The sequence below is a fragment of the Halalkalibacter sp. AB-rgal2 genome (genome assembly GCF_041821005.1).
Classification (GTDB): domain Bacteria; phylum Bacillota; class Bacilli; order Bacillales; family Bacillaceae_D; genus Halalkalibacter.
The window spans coordinates 1-19,479 of the sequence record NZ_JBGUAV010000040.1; the positions used below are offsets into that span (position 1 = coordinate 1).

General features: G+C 36.0%; 20 protein-coding genes and 2 pseudogenes. 9 read left to right on the forward strand and 13 right to left on the reverse strand.

Features of this window, described 5'->3' with window-relative positions:
• Positions 1-63 precede the first annotated feature (63 nt).
• Entirely contained in the window at positions 64-303 is a 240-nt protein-coding gene (locus tag ACERJO_RS20120) for a restriction endonuclease (protein WP_373648659.1), read from the reverse strand.
• A gap of 130 nt (positions 304-433) precedes the next feature.
• Here ACERJO_RS20120 and ACERJO_RS20125 point away from each other — a divergent pair, with 130 nt between their 5' ends.
• Both ACERJO_RS20125 and ACERJO_RS20130 read left to right on the forward strand, forming a co-directional pair.
• The gene (locus ACERJO_RS20125; protein ID WP_373648660.1) at positions 434-1,861 is read left to right on the forward strand and encodes a hypothetical protein; all 1,428 of its coding nucleotides are present in this window, start codon (positions 434-436) and stop codon (positions 1,859-1,861) included.
• A gap of 30 nt (positions 1,862-1,891) precedes the next feature.
• A complete protein-coding gene (locus ACERJO_RS20130) occupies positions 1,892-2,881 on the forward strand; it encodes a CgeB family protein (RefSeq protein ID WP_373648661.1) in 990 nt (329 codons plus the stop codon).
• Positions 2,882-3,180: 299 nt separating this feature from the next.
• Here ACERJO_RS20130 and ACERJO_RS20135 read toward each other — a convergent pair whose 3' ends face one another.
• A complete protein-coding gene (locus tag ACERJO_RS20135; protein WP_373648662.1) occupies positions 3,181-3,981 on the reverse strand; it encodes a PHP domain-containing protein in 801 nt (266 codons plus the stop codon).
• Between the two features lie 305 nt (positions 3,982-4,286).
• Between ACERJO_RS20135 and ACERJO_RS20140 the strand changes: the two genes are divergently transcribed.
• Together ACERJO_RS20140 and ACERJO_RS20145 are read left to right on the forward strand one after the other, a co-directional pair.
• On the forward strand, positions 4,287-5,285 hold the full coding sequence (locus ACERJO_RS20140) for a CgeB family protein (protein ID WP_373648663.1): 999 nt from the start codon (positions 4,287-4,289) through the stop codon (positions 5,283-5,285).
• A gap of 12 nt (positions 5,286-5,297) precedes the next feature.
• Positions 5,298-6,275 carry a CgeB family protein gene (locus ACERJO_RS20145; RefSeq protein ID WP_373648664.1) on the forward strand — a complete coding sequence of 326 codons (978 nt, stop codon included), beginning with the start codon at positions 5,298-5,300 and terminating at the stop codon, positions 6,273-6,275.
• Positions 6,276-6,436: 161 nt separating this feature from the next.
• On the opposite strand, the gene ACERJO_RS20150 is transcribed toward ACERJO_RS20145, so the two are convergent.
• The 7 genes from ACERJO_RS20150 to ACERJO_RS20180 form a co-directional block, all read right to left on the reverse strand.
• Entirely contained in the window at positions 6,437-7,420 is a 984-nt protein-coding gene (locus ACERJO_RS20150) for a CgeB family protein (protein ID WP_373648665.1), read from the reverse strand.
• Positions 7,417-8,280 carry a sulfotransferase family protein gene (locus ACERJO_RS20155; RefSeq protein ID WP_373648666.1) on the reverse strand — a complete coding sequence of 288 codons (864 nt, stop codon included), beginning with the start codon at positions 8,278-8,280 and terminating at the stop codon, positions 7,417-7,419. Before ACERJO_RS20155 ends, ACERJO_RS20150 begins: the two co-directional genes overlap by 4 nt.
• Before the next feature lie 84 nt (positions 8,281-8,364).
• Positions 8,365-8,817: a dTDP-4-dehydrorhamnose 3,5-epimerase family protein gene (locus ACERJO_RS20160; protein WP_373648667.1), complete on the reverse strand. Its 453-nt coding sequence runs from the start codon at positions 8,815-8,817 to the stop codon at positions 8,365-8,367.
• Complete coding sequence (rfbD, locus tag ACERJO_RS20165; RefSeq protein ID WP_373648668.1) at positions 8,814-9,662, reverse strand: dTDP-4-dehydrorhamnose reductase; 849 nt, start codon at positions 9,660-9,662, stop codon at positions 8,814-8,816. Before rfbD ends, ACERJO_RS20160 begins: the two co-directional genes overlap by 4 nt.
• A complete protein-coding gene (gene rfbB, locus ACERJO_RS20170) occupies positions 9,659-10,639 on the reverse strand; it encodes a dTDP-glucose 4,6-dehydratase (protein ID WP_373648669.1) in 981 nt (326 codons plus the stop codon). The genes rfbD and rfbB overlap by 4 nt, the downstream gene beginning before the upstream one ends.
• 2 nt (positions 10,640-10,641) lie before the next feature.
• Positions 10,642-11,379, reverse strand: a complete 738-nt coding sequence (locus tag ACERJO_RS20175) for a sugar phosphate nucleotidyltransferase (RefSeq protein ID WP_373648670.1) — start codon at positions 11,377-11,379, stop codon at positions 10,642-10,644.
• 260 nt (positions 11,380-11,639) lie between these two features.
• A complete protein-coding gene (locus ACERJO_RS20180; protein ID WP_373648671.1) occupies positions 11,640-12,314 on the reverse strand; it encodes a hypothetical protein in 675 nt (224 codons plus the stop codon).
• A 180-nt stretch (positions 12,315-12,494) separates the two neighbouring features.
• Here ACERJO_RS20180 and ACERJO_RS20185 point away from each other — a divergent pair, with 180 nt between their 5' ends.
• The 4 genes from ACERJO_RS20185 (at position 12,495) to ACERJO_RS20200 (ending at position 14,764) form a co-directional block, all read left to right on the forward strand.
• Positions 12,495-13,136, forward strand: a complete 642-nt coding sequence (locus ACERJO_RS20185; protein WP_247105397.1) for a BMQ_0737 family morphogenetic spore coat protein — start codon at positions 12,495-12,497, stop codon at positions 13,134-13,136.
• Between the two features lie 64 nt (positions 13,137-13,200).
• Entirely contained in the window at positions 13,201-13,743 is a 543-nt protein-coding gene (locus ACERJO_RS20190; RefSeq protein WP_247105396.1) for a hypothetical protein, read from the forward strand.
• Between the two features lie 18 nt (positions 13,744-13,761).
• Positions 13,762-14,073, forward strand: coding sequence for a hypothetical protein (locus ACERJO_RS20195; protein ID WP_247105395.1), 312 nt, complete (start codon positions 13,762-13,764; stop codon positions 14,071-14,073).
• Positions 14,074-14,122: 49 nt separating this feature from the next.
• Positions 14,123-14,764 (forward strand): hypothetical protein, encoded by a 642-nt coding sequence (locus tag ACERJO_RS20200; protein ID WP_373648672.1) that lies wholly within the window; start codon positions 14,123-14,125, stop codon positions 14,762-14,764.
• Positions 14,765-14,818: 54 nt separating this feature from the next.
• Here the strand turns inward: ACERJO_RS20200 and ACERJO_RS20205 are convergent.
• The 3 genes and pseudogenes from ACERJO_RS20205 to ACERJO_RS20215 all read right to left on the reverse strand — a co-directional run.
• Positions 14,819-15,266, reverse strand: a pseudogene (locus tag ACERJO_RS20205) (IS5/IS1182 family transposase); the annotation flags it as partial.
• 494 nt (positions 15,267-15,760) lie between these two features.
• Entirely contained in the window at positions 15,761-15,889 is a 129-nt protein-coding gene (locus tag ACERJO_RS20210; protein WP_260505907.1) for a hypothetical protein, read from the reverse strand.
• Positions 15,890-15,973: 84 nt separating this feature from the next.
• Positions 15,974-16,315, reverse strand: coding sequence for a DUF1360 domain-containing protein (locus ACERJO_RS20215; protein WP_373648673.1), 342 nt, complete (start codon positions 16,313-16,315; stop codon positions 15,974-15,976).
• A gap of 185 nt (positions 16,316-16,500) precedes the next feature.
• Here ACERJO_RS20215 and ACERJO_RS20220 point away from each other — a divergent pair, with 185 nt between their 5' ends.
• Complete coding sequence (locus ACERJO_RS20220) at positions 16,501-18,735, forward strand: alpha-galactosidase (protein ID WP_373648674.1); 2,235 nt, start codon at positions 16,501-16,503, stop codon at positions 18,733-18,735.
• A gap of 181 nt (positions 18,736-18,916) precedes the next feature.
• Here ACERJO_RS20220 and ACERJO_RS20225 read toward each other — a convergent pair.
• Positions 18,917-19,215 (reverse strand): annotated as a pseudogene (locus tag ACERJO_RS20225) (transposase); the annotation flags it as partial.
• Between the last annotated feature and the right edge of the window lie 264 nt (positions 19,216-19,479).

The window sequence follows — 19,479 nt, forward strand, 5'->3', positions numbered from 1 at the left end:
TATAGTAAATTTTCTTAGATGTCCCCAAAATTATCTGTCTCCTCTATGTATTGTATTGACATTCTATTCATCTTTAAAATAGTCGTACTCTATATCTTTTACAGTGAAGGTTTCTTTAATATGTACTCCTACATCATACATAATCATTAGTTTAGAGAGGTCTATCCCATCTAATAGGATGATCTTTTTTGACTCAAGCCGTTCAGCATACTTCTTTGCTCCATCTGTAAAGGAGGAAGTAGTTATAAAAACACCTTTTCTTGCTCCCTTTGCATCTAACGCACCTGAAAAACTTTGAACCATTACCGATTGAATTTTTATCACTATTGGGCTGTATAAAAGTACTAAATAACTTCTATTATCCCATCACCAGCCTACGCTTTTATTCATAAGCTATAGTATCTTTACGTGTGTAGGGAGGGTGAACAATTAAATGGAAGTAACATTAGCGCATTGGCTTTACTTTATAGGTACCTGTTTGATTATTTTAACGATGCTCTTTCGCCAAAATGTAGTCGTTCCAGCATTACTGATGACTTTTATTATTGGCGCTGTTTATAGCCAGTCATTTCTTGATGGAATTCATGTCATTTTCAATGCAAATTTAACAGCAGCACGAGAATTGTTTCATATATTCTTAATTATTGCGATTATGACCTCACTTCTTCAGTCATTAAAATCGATCGGTTCAGACGAACAAATGATTGTCCCTTTTCAAAAAATTATGAAAAATGGGCATTGGTCTTTTTGGATTATCGTTTTTGTTACGTACGCCCTTTCCCTATTCTTTTGGCCCGCTCCTGCGGTCCCTCTAATAGGCGCTCTTCTGATACCTGTAGCAATCCGCTCAGGTTTGCCACCACTTGCTACCGCAATTGCCGTTTCCTTAGCAGGGCATGGAATGGCATTATCGTCTGATTTTGTCCTACAAGTTGCACCTGGTCTTTCCTCATCAACCTCTTCTGTGATTTCTGCATCGATTGTAGCTGATCGATCACTCATACTCTCTTTGATTACCGGTGCAATTGCTTTAACGATTGTGTACGTGTTAATTAGAAAAAAAATCTTGCCTCCATCAAATGAGAACCTGACCACATGGGAGAAAACAGGGGAAAAAGGAGCGAAGATTGATGATGATCATCTCATTATAAAAAAAGGCCCTCATAGTAAGTGGTTTGCCTTTATTGTTCCACTAGCCTTTTTAGCTATAGTCATTTACGTCATCTTAGCAACGTTTACATCAGTTGTTCCAACGATGCGCGATGGATCGGGCGCCTCGTTAATCGGTGGTACAGCAATCATTCTGCTCCTACTTATTACAGGGGTGCGTGATTATAAGAAATCATTACAAGAGGTGAGTGATCATCTCATTAATGGTTTTGTTTATGCATTCAAAGTGATGGGGTTAGTGATTCCTGTTGCAGGTTTTTTCTTTATCGGTAGTAGTAATTACGCTGCGAGTATTATACGAGTAAATGAAGAGTCATCACCCACATTTCTTTTCGATCTTGTTCAAGCAAGTCAAAGCTTCATCCCTGAAAACGCCTTTTTTACAGGGTTTGGAATATTGCTATTAGGAATGATTTCTGGTTTAGATGGATCAGGCTTCTCAGGTCTTCCTTTAATCGGATCATTAGCAGAAGCGTTTTCGGCTACGTCAGGAGTGGATGCAGCAACATTGGCGTCGATCGGTCAAGTAGGAGCTATTTGGGTTGGTGGAGGAACGTTAGTTGCTTGGTCCCCGATTATTGCTATAGCGGGTTTTGCCCGAATTTCCGTTATAGATCTTGTTCGCAAGAGCTTCTTCCCAGTTGTAATTGGATTAAGTATCGCAACACTATTCGGTCTACTCTTCCTCTAATAAACCTATGCTTTTCATGAGGTGACATTAATGAAAATCTATTATGTACAATCAGGGTTTCAGCAAATTTACGCTTACTTGGATCAAGCAATTGTTCGCTCTTTAAATGAATTAGGTTTAAGTGAACAAATCGGCCCTTATAATGAAGCAGAATTGGTAGACGCTATCCGTGCTGAAAGTCCTGATTTCATCCTTACACTGCTTGGTTCAAGGCTACAATCGTCTACATTCAAAGTATTGAATCGTAAAGGGATTCCAATAGCGGTGTGGTTGACAGAAGATCCTTATTACATTGATGAAACAATTAAACAAATCTTTAAATTTGATTATATCTTTACAGTAGATTCAGCTGCAAAAGAAATTTACGAAGAAGCTGGTCATTCAAACGTATTTTTTCTCCCATTAGGAGCAGACCCATCTGTTTACTATCCATTAAAAAGAACCGTACAGCCTGATTTTGATTTAATGTTAATTGGTTATCCTTATCCCAATCGAGTAAAGCTTATGCAAAAAATCTTAGCATCTTTAAAAATTTCATGCCTAGTCGTTGGTAGGAATTGGGGGGAGTATTTGTCAGTAAACAAACACCCATTGCTCACAATAAAGGATCAATGGATTCCACCTAAAACCGTTAATCAATTATTACCATTTGCTGCTATTCACCTTAACCCCCATCGCCCTATTCAATTAAAACAAAATAAAAATCGATTCAACGTTCAAAGCAAAAGCATGAACAATCGTACATTTGACTTAGCAAGTGCACAGCAATTTCAATTACTTGAACATAAAGATGATCTTAACAACCATTTTAGAATAGATACTGAGATCATTTCCTATTATGAAGCAAACGAGTTATTTGAAAAAATTTCCTATTTTCTTCAACATAGTGAAGAACGAGACCAAATCGCTAGAAATGCTAGAAAGCGCGCTCTTTCGGATCACACGCTCAAACATCGACTTAAACAAATGATTACACATATTTCCCACAAGCAAAGCGAGAGTTTGAACAGTGAGGACTAATCTGTTCAAACTCAATCATTACGTTAAATTAAGAGTCTCTCTTTGCTGACGAAGTTGTTCAATACGTGAGCGAGTCGTAGTTGATTCAACCTTATTAACTGGTTCAGTTAATGCGACTTGCTGTGTTTCGGTTAATTTAATGAATAGAAGTACTTCCATTTTTTCTGTTATAGAACGAACGTAACATTTGCTATTATTTCAACTTTTGTTATTGTATCTATATTACATGAGTGGGAAGGCTGTTTGTTTTGTTTTTTTGTTGTCGTGGAACATAAATTGTATGTTTTGTTTGTTGAAAATCAATGGATGTCATCTTCTGAAAAACCGAAATTCCCTAATGTATGTTCATCTGTATGAAAATCAGATCCACCTGTCATCAATAACTGATACTCTTTTGCAAATTTCTTAAATAATTGGCGGTGTTCTGCTAAATGATTTCGGTGCCATACTTCGATTCCATCAAAAGAAAAACGAAGAAGCTCCTTTACGACATCAATCTCTAAATAAACAGGATGGGCAAGTACAGCACTCCCTCCAGCTTGATGAATAAGTTCAATTCCTTGCTCAGGAGTTAACACTTTTTTTGGCAATGCACAAGGCTTACCGTCTGCTAAATAATCATCAAAAACTGTTTGATAATCTTTTACATATCCTTTTTTAACGACTGCTTTAGCAATATGAGGGCGCGCAATCACACCATTTTCACTGAACTCAAGTACATCATCCATCGAAATCGAAAAGCCAATGTGATTGAATTTCTCAATAATTCGCTTCGCTCGATCCACTCGACCTTCCCTTAACTGTACTAATGTTTCCTCAAGCTCTTTTGTTGGTCGAATATTGTAACCAAGCACATCGACACTAACCCCTTGATATTTCGTACTTAATTCAACAGCAGAGATCACATTTATTCTATACTTGTCTGCAGTATTCTTCGCCTCAGTAATTCCAGCTAACGTGTCATGATCAGTAATCGCAATCGTTTCAAGTCCACAGTTATAAGCCTTCTCGACAATTTCAGTAGGGCTATATTCGCCATCTGAGGCTGTTGTATGCATGTGTAAATCAAATTTTGTTTGTATGGCTTTTTTTAAATCCATTGATTCATCCTCCAATCACTATCCTCTTTATAATTTATTTCGTTATACATCTTGCTATATATAGGCCACTTTTTAACTGATTAGTGAACATTCACTTTTCAAATAAACATACGTAATTATATATCATAACTTATGATATAGATAATATAAATGACTACACACAGTTTCGAACAGACTGACTTCCTTCAAATAAATGCTAAAACTTCAATAGCGCTTGGAACCTTTACAAGCCATATATCTAGAGTAAAAAAAAGGTAATAGACTACATGATAATTGTCAACTATCTTAATTTTCGAGGTGAATAAATGAAACGCCTATTATATATTTCATCAGGAAAAAAAACCTTATCAGATTTAACTCCAAGTCTTACACTCGCCTTTAAACATTTAGAAGAAAAACGAAAAGATTTTCGCTTTCAAACTCATTCACTCCTTAAAGAATCGTTGGAAATGTTAGACAAAAAAATAAAAATATTTCAGCCAACTATCATTGTTATTTTTGGTCAAGATACTCACCTGGCTTTTGAATATGTCAAACACATAAATGTCCCTATAGGGTTATGGGTAGTGAATGATCCTTATCGCATATCTGATTATTATGATAAGGCAAAACAATATGATTTTATTATAACTGAAGAATCTTCATGTGTACCTTTTTACAAGAAACAGTTAAATATCTACGCCTTCCACTTTCCTTTAGGAGTAAATGAACAAAACTATTATCCAATTCCAAACGTTAACAAACGCTATGATTTTTCTTTTATAGGGAATGCAACACCTAGCAGACTATCATTCTTTCATTCATTGCTAAAAACACAGCATAACCATACGTACATCTTAGTAGGAAAAGGATGGAATCAACTAAGACAATATAAACTATTCAAAAATCAGATCAAATCTGTGATCATGAAACCAAGAGATGTATGCAAAATCTACAATCAATCAAAAATTGTACTAAATCTTCATAGAAGTGATAGTGACCTTAATAAAAATCCGTATCAATTAAAGGCTTTAACACCAAATAACCGTACCTTCGATATTTGCGCAGCTAAATCGTTTCAACTTGTTTCATATCGTGAAGGTTTAAAAGATTATTTTGACTTAAATAAAGAGATTGTTTCATTTCATGATGCAAGTGATTTAGCAGATAAAATCAACTATTTTAAGCAGAATAAGAAGAAACGTGAGCTAATTGCAAAGAATGGCTTTATTCGGACATTACAATGCCATACGTATAAACAAAGAGTAGAAACACTTTTAAATACATTACCTGATGAATTAAATATCATTAGACCCTTTCAATAAAGGAGTGTTTGTATGCGAGTCATCCATATTACTTCAGGTGTTGAATCACTATCAAACCTTGACTTTAATATGTCTCGTGCTTATGAAAACATTAATAAAAAGTCTACGCACAAGATAAATATCGTTTCAAAAGAGAATGAAAGTATTCAAAGTCTACTTGCGAAAATTAAGAATTTCAAACCTGACGTTATCATAGTATTTCGAGCACCACTTCCAACAGCTTTTTTGTCAGCTCTTAAAAAATTACAGATTTCAATAGGAAGGTGGGTTGTCGATGACCCTCATAGAATTGATAAACATGTCTTGAAGTCCAAGCCGTATGACTTTGTCATTACACAGGAGAAAAACTGTCTTTCCGTTTATAAAAAAAACGATTTAAAAGCCATCCATGGTCCATTAGCAACGAACGAAAAAGAATATTATCCAATGAAAGTAAATGAAAACTACGTTTCAGATATTTGCTTCATTGGCACTCCTTATAAAAACAGACTCGCTATTATCGACTCATTAGCTGATTTACTTCAAGAAAAAAACACATTTATCATTGGACCTAAATGGGAACAGCTAAAAAACTATACAGCTTTGAAAACTAGCATCATTAACCAGACACTCCCACCAAATGAAGTAGCTAAATATTACAACGGCGCAAAAATTGTTTTAAATTTAAACCGTCCCATTAATGATGTTGGACTAAACAAACAAAAAATAAATGCAATCACTCCAAACAATCGCACTTTTGACATTGCAGCTTGTCAATCTTTTCAACTGACCGCTTATTTAGAAGAATTAGAAGCTTATTATAAGCTTAAGGACGAAATCATTTGTTTTAAACATAAAGAAGAATTAAGAGAACACATTTTATATTACTTGGAACATTCTGAGGAACGACAGCGTATCGCACAAAAAGCATATAACCGAACACTTTTTAACCATACGTATACGATTCGCCTTCAACATTTTCTTGACCAATTACAATCATTTATTAAATAACAAAATACAAGAGCTAAATCAACCAATTCCTTTTCATGTAAAGTGTATCATCAAGGCCCCTATTCTCCCACCGTATCCAATTGTAAGGAAAATGATCGCATTATTTAAAAGCTATATTACGTAAAACTATATCAATTTATAACACGAATGCTCAATTGGAGTTAAGATAGTAATCGTTTTGTTTTTAGTAAATGAATCAGGTCAGTTAATCGAACAGAATACGTATGAGCATTCATCGTACGTTTATAAGCTCTTTTTGCTATTTCTCTTCTTTCATGACTCTGGACTAAATAGTATTCTACTTTTTTAACTAAATCATCCACACTTTGATATTCAATGATCTCATCCTTTTGATAAAAATCACTTATAGCTTTTCGATAAGACGTTAATTGAAAGGCAGAGCAAGCAGCAATATCAAACGTCCGATTATTCGGTGTAGCAGCCTGTATTCGAGAAGGGTTATGTTTTGAATCATAAGGGTTTCTATGCATATTTAGAACGATCTTTGCACCATTATAGTACTTCGATGCCTCTTCTGCACTTATCGGTTTGTTTAGAATAAAGTGATTTCTTCCTAGTTGATTTTGAAGCGGCTCCCACCACCTACCGATAATACGGATTGTTTCGTGAACAAAGCAGTTTCCTAATTGATGAAGTAAACGAATTCGATTAGCCATCCCTGAACCAACAAAACAAATATCAGATTGATAATCACTTTCTACTTCTTGAGGAAAATAAGTGGACGTATTAACAGCCAATGGTAAATAAAATGCCCTCATTCCTCTCTTTTCATAAAAAGCAGGAGCGTTTATCTCTTGTGTTAAAATAAAATCATAATGATAACCACGCAAAACATGTTTTTTTATTAAATAAGGGTCATCGACAACCCATAATCCAATCGGAATTCGATGCTTATTGAACGACTGAATCCAATCGGCTGGTAGTTGACGCTTTAGAACTAGTACAACGTCAGGTTTATTTTGTTTAATTTGATATTGTACATCATCATTCGTACTCAGCATTGAATAAAAAAAATGAAAAGGTTCTACTCGTTTCAACCTTTCGATTTCTTTAAAACCATTTACAATATTCGGATCAAGATTGGAATACGTGTCACTGCCAGATGTAACAAATAATAGCCTCATGATTTTCTTTCTGCCCCGTATTTCGATTTGTACAACGATCGTATTTCTTCTATACATTGTTTTGATGAGAAGTAAGTTGATGAAGCAAGAGCCTTTTGAACGATTTGATATACTTGAATAACCTGGGGCGGTGCTTCAACACAACTTTTTAACTCTTCTATAGTTGAGCTACTATGCTGCAAGGAAGGACTAACAAACGAACTCATTTTTTCTATTATCGTTTCATTTGGTGGTTCGACACGAAGTTCTTTAACCACCTCTTGAATTCTCCATTCCCAATTTTGTAAAAAGTCATCATAGTCAATAATCATTCGCTGCATTCCGTTTGTCCAATACAGTGAATTTAATACATACAATAGCCAAATTTGAAATGAATCTGCTAACGTAAATCCATTTCTCCTCTCTAATGAATAGACGACATCGAGAGGGTTTCGGACAACGATCAAATAATGAATGTTCACATTTTTATTAGAAAGTAATTCATTCCACATCGGCAATAACAAGCATGTTCTTGGGTCTTTCCAACCCCATATTTTCTTGTTTGAAAAATCTTTATTAATTATTGCAGATAGTTGGCGCTTTAGTGGTTCAATTTTTTTATTTTTCCACCAATTTTCTGGTAATGGTTGATTCGTGTCCCATGAGCGTGATAATGATCTTAATATACGTTGTTGCGTCTGAGTAATCCCTTTATGCTCCCAAAACCCTTTTTCATTAAATTGACCACCTTTACTTATCACCTCATGGGGGTTACCTAAATGAACGCCTAGTAGATTTATCATTCTAGCCGTCATAGAAGTGCCACTACGATGCATACCAAGTATACAAACGACTTTTGATTTCTTTCCACTTTTCCTCATTAAATCACACCCTTATTCATACTAAATAAAGCCTACTAGTAATGAAAAGCATAGTAGGCAATGATTGAATGAGTGACTTTCCTTTTAACGATTTTGGGTATTCCAATCAAAACCAATTTCCTCATCATTCCACGGTATTCTTTTTTCATCAGGATTAGCAGCATGATATGAATGTGTCGTGAAATAGATAATCGTAGCTGGTGTAGAACCTAACACTCGATATCCATGAGCAACACCTTTTGGTATGAATAGCAATATAGGATTCTCTTCGCCCATATAATAGACATCAGTCTTTCCTTTCGTGGTAGATTCGCGTAGATCATATAACACCACTTGAGCATTTCCGGACGGAAAAAACCAAAGGTCATCTTGTTTTTCATGATAATGAAACGCCTTAATCACACCTGGATAACTCATTGAAATAGAAGCTTGCCCAAACCGATCTAATAAATGCTCATCTTCACGGACAAGCTCTGAAAAATACCCTCTGTCATCACAATGCTTAACAAGCTCTTTCACTTTGACTCCTTCTATCATAGAAGCCCCTCCCTTTGCAAATAAAGAGTTAAGCCTTCTTTCCAATGTCTTGGCTTTTTTATTCCTATTGTTTCTAGTTTATGAAGAGATAGCCGTGAGAATGCAGGTCTCGGAGCCTTCGCTTCAAACTTCCTCGTTGACGTTGGTTTGACTAATAACGGGTCACAACCGACTTGCTGATAAATTTCTTTAGCAAACTCAAACCAAGTGCAAGACCCACTATTTTGTACATGATATTTGCCGTACGGCTTACTATCGAGCAACCGTTCCATCACATCAACTAGATCTTCTACATAAGTAGGAGAACCTACTTGATCTGAAACGACGTTTACTCCTTTGCTAGCAAATGCACACTTGAGCATCTTCTCGACAAAATGAAGCCCACCATGTCCATACAGCCAAGAAGTTCTGATTATATAATGATTTTCTAATACCATTTCAACAAATTCTTCTCCGAGCCACTTACTTACCCCATACATGCTGACTGGATTCACTTGATCTTCTTCGGTATACGGTGCTTGCTTGAGTCCGTCAAACACGTAGTCAGAGCTGATATAAATCATTGTTGCCCCTATTTCTTCACATGCTTTAGCCATGTGAAATGTTCCTACAGCATTCACTTGAAACGCTTGAGTACGTTCTTCTTCTGCTAAATCAACCTTCGTATATGCACCTGCATGTATAACGACATCTGGCTTTAATTCATTCATTACTTTTTGAACCATTGATTCATTTGTTACATCAAGATCACCTTTACTACATGCAGTTACATCATGAAAGGCTGAAAACCTCTGCTTTAACGCTTTACCTAATTGGCCATTTGCTCCTGTAATCAAACACTTCATTTATGTTCGCACCATTTTAACATCATATGAAACCACTCCTCATTTTGAGCATACCAATTGATCGTCTTCTGCAATCCTTCTGAAAATGCATATGTTGGTTCCCATTGGAGCTCAGTTTGTATTTTCGTTTGATCAATCGCATATCTTCTGTCATGTCCTTGCCGATCCTTTACATACGTAATTAATTTTTCGTCTTTTCCTAAGAATTGAAGAATCGTCTGTATAACATCTATATTGGATCGTTCGTTTCGACCTCCAACATTGTAAACCTCACCGTATTGTCCTCTCTTCATGACTCGCTCGATCGCACGACAATGATCTTCTACATATAACCAGTCACGAACATTTAGACCATCACCATAAAGGGGGATAGATTGATCATGTAAGGCACATTGAATCACTTTAGGTATGAGCTTTTCTGGATGTTGATACGGTCCATAATTATTTGAACAACGTGTAATCATCACTGGAATTGCATACGTTTTAAAATAGGAATGGACGAGCAAATCAGCTCCTGCTTTACTTGCTGAATACGGATTATTTGGAGTTAAAGGGTGCTTTTCTGTAAATGGTTTTTCCCTCTGCTGCAATGACCCATAAACCTCGTCTGTTGATACATGAATCATCTTTTTAGCCCGACCAGTTCTTACTTTTTCTAACAAGTTATGCGTTCCTTTTATGTTCGTATCTAAAAAGATCGCTGCATCTTTTATACTGCGATCTACATGTGATTCAGCAGCAAAATTCACAATCCAATCATACTGTTGCTCAAAGACACGATCGATTTCAAGCGCATTCGTCAAGTCAGCTTGAATAAATCGATAGTTCTTATTTGCGAGGAAATCTTCTGTGTTACTAATGTGGCCTGCATATGTTAAAGCATCAATATTCGTTATTGAGACATCTTCTTTTTCTAGCATCAATCGGATAAAATGTGAACCGATGAACCCTGCTCCACCCGTTACTAGTAGCTCCATCTTCATTTGTCCTTTCTTTTCCTTAATAGTTGATAGATGTGTACATTTGCCTCATGTAATGAATGATGTGTCCCTGCATCGAGCCACCAGCCTTTAAGCTCTTCATAGCTGAGCTGCTTGTTTTTCATATAAAGTCGGTTAATATCCGTCACTTCTAGTTCTCCTCGTTCTGAAGGAATAAGCTGATCAATGAATTGAAACACTTGTTGATCGTACATATAAATTCCGACAACACAATAATTCGTTTTCGGATTCCTCGGTTTCTCGATTATTGAAAGCACTTCTTTCTTTTCACTGTCTATTTCGGCAATTCCAAACCTTTCAGGGTCATGTACTTCTTTTAATAGAACCATCGCACCTTCATTTTTCTCTTTGAATTTTTGAATAAATGAAGTCAATGAATCTTCTAGCAAATTATCGCCAAGCATTACAATAAAAGACTCATCCCCCACAAAACTCTTCGCTAAAGAAATGGCATCAGCTATACCACTTGCTTTTTTTTGGATTTTATATGTTAGTTTTACACCTAGTTCATAACCATCATCAAACAATTGAATAAAATACGTTAAGCTTTCTCGATTCGTAATGATTAAAATGTCATGAATCCCTGCTTCCTTTAACTTAACAATAGCCCAGTAAATCATTGGTTTTGCACCAACTGGCAAGAGGTGTTTGTTCATAATATTTGTAAATGGCCTTAAACGGCTTCCCGTACCACCTGCTAGGATAACTCCTTTCAAAATATAACCCCTCCTTCCCATTAAAAACACATGACAGTTCCTTCGTCTATTTGATACTCTCTTTTTTCATATGCCAAAAAACGCTTGACGGTTCATGACAAGCGTTTGATTACATGATTACACCACATTTCTAAAATCATAAGGAACATCAAGACTTCACAAGGTATTTCAAACATACAAAAAAAGGTTCCCACTCATTTGACTACACTAAAAGGAACCTTCACTTTTTCTAATTATTTTGAATGAACAAATCCCGCTATCTATTTCTTTTTTGTATCTCTAGGCTTTTGAAAACCTTTACTATTAGTGGGGAAATACGATTGATGAGCTGTTTTTTCATTACTCTTAATTGAATCAAGTGGCTTGTTCACAGGTGAATGAGCAGACCACTTCATTTTTGGCTGTTGATCTTCTTGTTGTCCTGATGATGAAATGAGCTGCTGCAATTTCTTATAATCCGAAGAAGAACGTTTGGCGATTGTCTGAGTGAATTCATCTGATTCTACTTTTTCAGCCAATTCGTTTTGTTTTTCAACATACGCATCCATTCTTTCTAATTTATCCTCTACATTTTTTAATTGGCGCTCTTGATTAGAAAGTCGATCATGAACAGTCTCTTCCATTTCATTCACTCTCTTTAATAGTTCCATATAGGTATCATTTTCAGCTTTCAACTCAAATTCTTTTTCCATTTTTTCAATTGCTTGTTTAAACAATTGTTGAGTCACATTTTCATTATCACGACCATAATTATTTACTATTTCCTCTAACTGTTTCATTCGATTGAGGTTTTGTTTTTGATTCTTTCTTATTGTCAATAGTTCTTCCTTTAAAAGAAGATAATCGTCCACCACGGTTCCCGCTTTTAACGATTGCAACGTTTCCTTATAATATTGGAGCTTTCGTTCCAGATTTTCTTTAGACTGTTGCATCATATACACCCTCTCCTTCATTTTAATCCTCTAAGAAATAGTTACCTTAAGCACAATTCAATTCATGTAACACCCCCACATTCGTAATGAGTTAAAAAAAACTACTAAACATGTAACCATATTTATTTATAAACATATGCTACAAGTGAAAAGAAATTAATCTTATCCGGAGGTGTTTACTTCATGAATACAAATCAAGTAAATGGGGACGGCGAACTCCTTTGCATAAATACAGAGAAAGTATATGACTGGATTATTAATGAAGCTTCATTTGACTTAACGATTGACGATATTGAGTTACCAATTGTAAATGGTATTCAGATAACTTGTGATGATATAGAAACTGTCACATGTGAGGTGGAAACAAACGATACTGAAGTGCTTAACCGTGAAGATCGTCCATATGTGATTAATGGTACACCAATCACACTTCAACTTGTCACAATACAAAAGAATTTCGATGTCACTATTATCATCAATACAACAGCTGGTCAATCAGTAGAAGCAGGAACGTTCCCTTTCACACGTTGTGAGCAAGTCATTCTTTGTGCACCAGAAGGTACTGATGTTAATGTCACGTATACAGATGTTGACTGCTTCGTCTGTGTATTCAATTGTGATGACGTTACTCCAGGAGTGGGAACATTAGATGTCAGCGTAACTGTACGTTTATGTCAAAGTATTCAATCAACATTCCCAGTTACTCTTGAAATTTTTGCAGACTTCTGTGAGCCAAGAGAATTATTGCCAATCGTTTCAGGTTGCCCTACTCCAACTATTCCACCACAATGTCCGGTTTTATTCCCGAATAATGGTGATGATTAATCCAGTCTATGCATATTGTAAATGAGAGGATGATTCCTCTCATTTATTTTTTTGAGGTGAGATTATGTCAAAACAGCAGCTTTTAGATATGATCAATGAATGGAATCATGAAACACATACATTCTTAGGTAATGTGAAAGAAGCACTTACTACACTTGAAAATCAGCAAAAGCAACAAATCATTAGCTATTTCACTTATTCTCTTAACCTCTCTTCTAAGTCAAACGAAGATCACTTCATTATTGGTACTTATCATATTCATAACCTTAGTCATACATTCATGACAAACCCATATATTTGTATCAAACTAAGCGAAGATTCTCCTTTTCATTTTTCGGGCAAATATGTATACAAACCTCGCAAATTAGCGACAATACCTCAAGATGCTTGGGAGAAATTAAATGACCACACAAATCGCATGGAGTATTGGTTAAAGCCGCTAAGTGTAAAGCTCATAAAACCAAATGATGTGTTATCATTTTCTAATTTCCAAATGAAATGGAAAAGCACTGAATCCTACTCTGGAAGCGTGACGGGCTTTACTTATTGTGAAGAGTATAAAGAAGGTATTGCCGCTGTAAACCAGCTGTTTATAAGTGGATCTTAGCTGAGAGGGGGGATTATGTTGACAGATCAAGAACAAGAGCTATATATGAAATATGTAGCTCGTCACATTTTAACAAACCAAATACAACTTTTAAAAGAGGATCAACAACTAGCAAGCTCCAGCTTTGTCTATTTGGATCATAAAATGCTACACGAAATTATCACTCTATTAACATTGTCGCTTCAAAGGAATAATCACTCCTCTCAAACGACACATGAAAGGAAGGAAGAGCTAGCTGACGTTGTAGAACATTATGAAAAGATAATGGATTCCTTAAAGGAAGAATATAATCAAATCAATAGTCAATTAGAAAAATTGATAGCCAAATAGGCACTTCTAACGTAACAGATACATAATTTTATGATGGGAGGTTTTGAAAATGAATACTAATGATTCAATGTTGCAGTTACAACAAAAACTGATTTATTACAGATCAGAGTTAGCCAAATATAAAAAGAAAGTTGAGCAATACGAAAATAACTATCACTATGCACAACTAAAGGAATTAAAAGAGGCAAATAAACAACTACGTCAGCAATTGGAGGAGAAGGAAACTAATTTAAATGAACTGAAAAAGAAATACGAATTTGATCAAGAAAGAGCTATTCAACAATTACAACAACAAGATGAAGAAAAATTGGAGAATGTCAGGCAACAATTTCAAACTCAGTTATTGAAAAAGGATAGCGAAATACAAAAACTCACAGCTCAATTACAACAGTCACAAAATGAGATTCAAACATTAACGGAAAAGATGGCATCCCTCGAAAAACGAAAGCTGAAGCGAGAGCCATTTTTAGAATCAAATATTCAAGATATTTGTGAAGCATTGGATGACGATAAAGAAAAACAAGAATTTATGCATAATCTTGAAAACTACTTTCGTTCTCTCTTAGAAGAAACCTTTCAATTTGAGGAAAAATTCGATTCAAAACATTTACTTATTCATCAATTAGAAGAAAAATTAACAAACCTTAATCAGGAGATTACACAATTGGAAGACAAAATGACAGAAACTTAAAAGCAAAGAGCAATCCCCTTTTGGAGGATTGCTCAGACCGTAGTCAAAACGCCTTTAAGAAATAACTCTAAAAGGCGTTTTGACATTATCTCCTCTATTTTCTGTTGGTGACACTGGAGGGGGGTCTCCAATGCCATTTGGCTAATTTTTTAGGTTCATGGTAGCAAAACAAGTATCGCCCGAATTGAACTTTTCCCCAATTCTATCAGGTTGGTCCAACGCAAACCAGGCTTTTGTTTCAGATCTGCAAAGACACGTTTACGTTTTGCAAAGATCTCTTTGTTTATATCTGAATGTCTTAGGTGTTCGACTTTATCCAAGACATCCTGCCAAATGTGACCCGGAATATGTAACAATCATAGTATTCATCATAGACAGACTTATGTTTCTTAAAGGAAACTGGCGGAGTCATTGGACGCTTATACGGCATGACAGCTCTGGCTTGTTCGTCTTGAAGTTTCTTCGCAATACTTGGAGTCTTGTATCCGGCATCTACCGCAACGAACAAGATGGTCTTCTAGTACTAGCTTTTCATTCCAGACCAACTCCATTTGCATCCGCCTATCTTCCAACTTTTTAAACATCATTGTCCATTCACCCCTGTCCATTTTTATCAATTATAATTATAGAAACAAACCGGACATCTGTCTCTGTTAAAGGAGGCAAATTTCCTTTTTTTCACTAGAAAAAGCGGACGGGATGGGAGGGCCGACTCCTGCAGGAAAAAAGGGCAGGTTGAAATCCATCGTCGCAGCCGGTTCGTTCAACGCCCGCCTGCGGAAAGCGTGTCCCCCATCCCCGGGAGCAAGGTCAAAGCTCCCCTTCAAGTCCGAAGTAAACGAGCACTTTTTCAGTGGCATCGTAGCGAGATCGGAAGAGCCGCACCCTGACTACTAATCAAAAAAAACTGTCGATTTGTCACGCTTTTGCGAGACTTTGTAAACAGGCTGAGGTGAGATTGTTTATTTGTTCGGTTTCTCATCTCTACCTCTTTACTTATCGTTTTGCTTTCAAACAGCACCCGGCTTTTTTTACTGGTCGTATGATTGCATTTTGTTTCTGTGCTATATTGCTAGACTTTTTTTTATTCGTTTGATTAATCACAACAGGCTTGTATTGTTTCATACGATTACCTCCTTATCTGTTCACATTTATACTATTCATACAACCATCATTTTGACTTAGGCAATTGTCTCTGGGGAACCATCTTTAATCTGCCACCATTGACTGAATAAAAGATGCGACACCTGCCACAGCAAAAACAAGAAAGCCAATTTGAACTTGATCAACATTCACATATAAAAGAACAACGAAGAAAGAACACCAAATGCCAAAACACCAATAGCAACTTAATAATTCTCCTAACCATCTCCGTATACCCTTTCCTTTTATAACTGTTTTTTCAAATAATTGACCATTTTCATCTTCCATATATGAGATTTCTAAAAAAGGATTGCGTAAAAAAGACGTAATAGAATCATTTACAACTAATCGAGTTATTCGAAATGTAGCAAATATCATAATAAAAAGATCCATCCACATCATATTCATCTTGCTCTCTCCTTTAGCTTTTTTTGTTTATATATGATGAAGCACACTTATGAGTGCACGTTAAAACATTAGTTATAAATAAAGGTAACGTTAAGTTAAATTTAGTTAATTTATATTGAATCTTTTGTTAGCCATTGTTACAATAGAAGCAATTATATCCTTAATAAATATAGGCGGTGATGAGTTTGGCAATTAAAGTGAACGAGGAAAACTTGGAGTTTCATTTATTTAACGATAAAGTTAGTTACATATTTCGAGTTTTAGAGAAAAGCCATCAATTAGAGCATCTTTACTATGGTAAATCAATTAAACATCGAGATTCGTATGATCATCTGATTGAACGTGAAGTAAGACCTTCCTGCAACCTTTATGAAGGAGACCACACATCCTCATTTGAACATATAAAGCAAGAGTATCCTAGTTATGGAACGACTGATTATCGTTACCCTTCTCATATGATCACAAATGAAATAGGAAGTTCTATAACGAACTTCACCTATCAAAGCTATCGAATCATTGAAGGGAAACCGTCGCTAAATGGCTTACCTTCTACGTATGTCGACGATGTCAGTGAAGCTGATACTCTTGAGATCACGTTATTTGATCACATTTTAAAATGTACACTCTTACTAAGCTATAGCATTTATACATATCGACCGGTTATCTGTCGTCATGCACAATTCGTTAATCAAAGTCAAACGAACATTCAGTTAAATCGCGCAATGAGTACAAGCATTGACTTTCCTGATAACAATTATGAAATGACGTATTTATCAGGGGCTTGGGCTCGGGAAACTCACGTAGAAAAGCAACCACTCACAAAAGGGATACAGTCCATTTATAGCTCTCGTGGTGCAAGTAGTCATATTTATAATCCTTTTTTAGCATTAAAAAGACCACACACAACTGAGCACATAGGTGAAGTATATGGATTTAGTCTTGTTTATAGCGGAAATTTCCTCGGACAAGTTGAAGTAGATACTTATCAAGCAACACGTATAACAATGGGGATCAATCCATTTCAATTCACTTGGGATTTAAAGCCTAACGAATCGTTTCAAACTCCTGAATGCGTTATGGTATATAGTGATACAGGGGTAAATGGCATGAGCCAAACATTTCATGATCTATATCGTCAACGCCTCGTTCGCGGCTTCTGGCGTGATCGCGTCCGACCTATTCTCATTAACAATTGGGAGGCGACTTACTTTGATTTCGATGAAGAGAAAATACTTACTATTGCCAAAGCAGCAAAAGAGGTTGGCATTGAGTTATTTGTGCTTGATGATGGTTGGTTTGGTGAGAGAAATGATGACACTAGCTCACTTGGTGATTGGTTTGTCAATCAAAAGAAGCTTCCAAATGGGATTTCAGGATTATCGAAGAAAATAACCGACTTAGGAATGCAATTTGGACTTTGGTTTGAACCAGAAATGGTTTGTACAGATACGGATATATTTAAAAGACACCCTGAATGGGTTATTCAAACACCTAATCGAACAGCTTCTCACGGAAGAAATCAATTTATATTAGACTTTGGTCGAACCGAAGTGGTTGACTATATTTTTAAGATGATGGACGACATCCTGTCAACTTCAAACATTAGTTATATAAAATGGGATATGAATCGTTATATTACTGAACCGTACTCTACCAACCTTCATGTAGATCAGCAAGGAGAGGTCTTTCACCGCTACATATTGGGTGTATATAACCTATATGAACAATTAATTGAAAAATATCCTCACATTTTATTTGAGTCATGCGCTGGTGGTGGAGCTCGCTTTGATCCTGGCATGCTTTACTATGCTCCACAAACGTGGGCAAGTGATGATACAGACGCCGTCGAACGACTGAAAATACAATATGGGAGTTCAATGGTTTATCCATTAAATTCAATTGGTAGCCATGTGTCTGATGTGCCTAACCACCAAGTTGGTCGAATCACTCCTATTGCTTCAAGAGCAAACGTGGCTTTTTTTGGAACTTTTGGGTACGAGTTAGATATTACAAATATCAATGAAGAAGAAAAGAGGTGTATTTCAGAGCAAGTAAGCTTCTATAAGGCAAAAAGAGAGCTCATACGTAGTGGGACATTTTTTAGATTGTTAAACCCATTTGAATCAAATGAAGTTTCTTGGATGGTTGTAGCTGCCGACCAATCTGAAGCAATTATCGGTTACTATAAAGTATTATCAAAACCAAATGATCATTATTACCGTATTCAATTAAAAGGATTAGATCCCAATCAAAAATATGTCATTGAAGAACGTCAAACCACTCACTATGGCGATGAATTAATGAACGTCGGTATCATACTTGCGGAGAATTACACCGATCGCGCAAATGAGTTTTGGTCAAAGAAAAAAGAAGGAGACTTTTCTTCCAAGTTATTCGTTTTAAAGGCTATTAATGATTAATAGCAGCATCAAGTATAACAAAAACGAAGCGAGGACTAAAGTGTTTTAATAAATGAGCATCCGAACAGATACACAGCGGTGCAAATAAACCGCTCCTGAAATATACTTCGCTTTCCGCGGGAAGCTGGTGAGTCTCCTCGTACTACGCACATTGGAGTCTCACCTTTTCTTTTGCTACTTGTTACTCTTTTTCATTCAAAAGCTTTATTATTCTCTTGAGATTCACCGCAAATATCGTGGTAGCAGGTTGAATTTGCATACCAAACAGACCCGCGGATGATGCAATTTTTAACCCGTGTCTTTTAATTCGCTATTTTTTGCTTCTATTTTATAACGTGACTTTGTCATTTCTTTAAACTCTTCTGTTTGTTGAAAAGCTTCTTGATCAGAATGTTCCTCTGATTTAATCGTCACTTAATACGATTTTGTTTTTGCTCCTTTTTTATAACACCCTTCTTGAAATGGACAGATTTTGCACTTTTAAAAGGCCTTTGAGTCTCATTTCTCAAAGGCCTTTTTAGACTATTTCTCTTATTTTCTTTTTATCGTTGAAGAGTAGGGAATGTCTATCTTACCTCTCAACAAAGCGGACCGGATGGGAGAGCCAACTCCTGCAGGAGGGAAGGGTACTGAAAAAGGTTGGTTTTTGAGGCCACTGAAAAAGTTTGGTTTTAACTTTTTCAGTGGCTTTGAAGTAATGTGCGTAGCCGTTGCCCGATTTTGAAAGCCTTGCAATGAGAAGGC

Excerpts from the sequence above, each read along its gene's own strand:
- ACERJO_RS20210 (WP_260505907.1), bottom strand. The coding sequence starts at position 15,889 with ATGAAACAATACAAGCCTGTTGTGATTAATCAAACGAATAAAAAAAAG.
- ACERJO_RS20185 (WP_247105397.1), top strand. The coding sequence starts at position 12,495 with ATGAATACAAATCAAGTAAATGGGGACGGCGAACTCCTTTGCATAAAT.
- ACERJO_RS20120 (WP_373648659.1), bottom strand. The coding sequence starts at position 303 with ATGGTTCAAAGTTTTTCAGGTGCGTTAGATGCAAAGGGAGCAAGAAAA.
- ACERJO_RS20160 (WP_373648667.1), bottom strand. The coding sequence starts at position 8,817 with ATGATAGAAGGAGTCAAAGTGAAAGAGCTTGTTAAGCATTGTGATGAC.
- ACERJO_RS20180 (WP_373648671.1), bottom strand. The coding sequence starts at position 12,314 with ATGATGCAACAGTCTAAAGAAAATCTGGAACGAAAGCTCCAATATTAT.
- ACERJO_RS20215 (WP_373648673.1), bottom strand. The coding sequence starts at position 16,315 with ATGAATATGATGTGGATGGATCTTTTTATTATGATATTTGCTACATTT.
- ACERJO_RS20190 (WP_247105396.1), top strand. The coding sequence starts at position 13,201 with ATGTCAAAACAGCAGCTTTTAGATATGATCAATGAATGGAATCATGAA.
- ACERJO_RS20135 (WP_373648662.1), bottom strand. The coding sequence starts at position 3,981 with ATGGATTTAAAAAAAGCCATACAAACAAAATTTGATTTACACATGCAT.
- rfbD (WP_373648668.1), bottom strand. The coding sequence starts at position 9,662 with ATGAAGTGTTTGATTACAGGAGCAAATGGCCAATTAGGTAAAGCGTTA.
- ACERJO_RS20150 (WP_373648665.1), bottom strand. The coding sequence starts at position 7,420 with ATGAGGCTATTATTTGTTACATCTGGCAGTGACACGTATTCCAATCTT.
- ACERJO_RS20125 (WP_373648660.1), top strand. The coding sequence starts at position 434 with ATGGAAGTAACATTAGCGCATTGGCTTTACTTTATAGGTACCTGTTTG.
- rfbB (WP_373648669.1), bottom strand. The coding sequence starts at position 10,639 with ATGGAGCTACTAGTAACGGGTGGAGCAGGGTTCATCGGTTCACATTTT.
- ACERJO_RS20130 (WP_373648661.1), top strand. The coding sequence starts at position 1,892 with ATGAAAATCTATTATGTACAATCAGGGTTTCAGCAAATTTACGCTTAC.
- ACERJO_RS20155 (WP_373648666.1), bottom strand. The coding sequence starts at position 8,280 with ATGAGGAAAAGTGGAAAGAAATCAAAAGTCGTTTGTATACTTGGTATG.
- ACERJO_RS20145 (WP_373648664.1), top strand. The coding sequence starts at position 5,298 with ATGCGAGTCATCCATATTACTTCAGGTGTTGAATCACTATCAAACCTT.
- ACERJO_RS20140 (WP_373648663.1), top strand. The coding sequence starts at position 4,287 with ATGAAACGCCTATTATATATTTCATCAGGAAAAAAAACCTTATCAGAT.
- ACERJO_RS20200 (WP_373648672.1), top strand. The coding sequence starts at position 14,123 with ATGAATACTAATGATTCAATGTTGCAGTTACAACAAAAACTGATTTAT.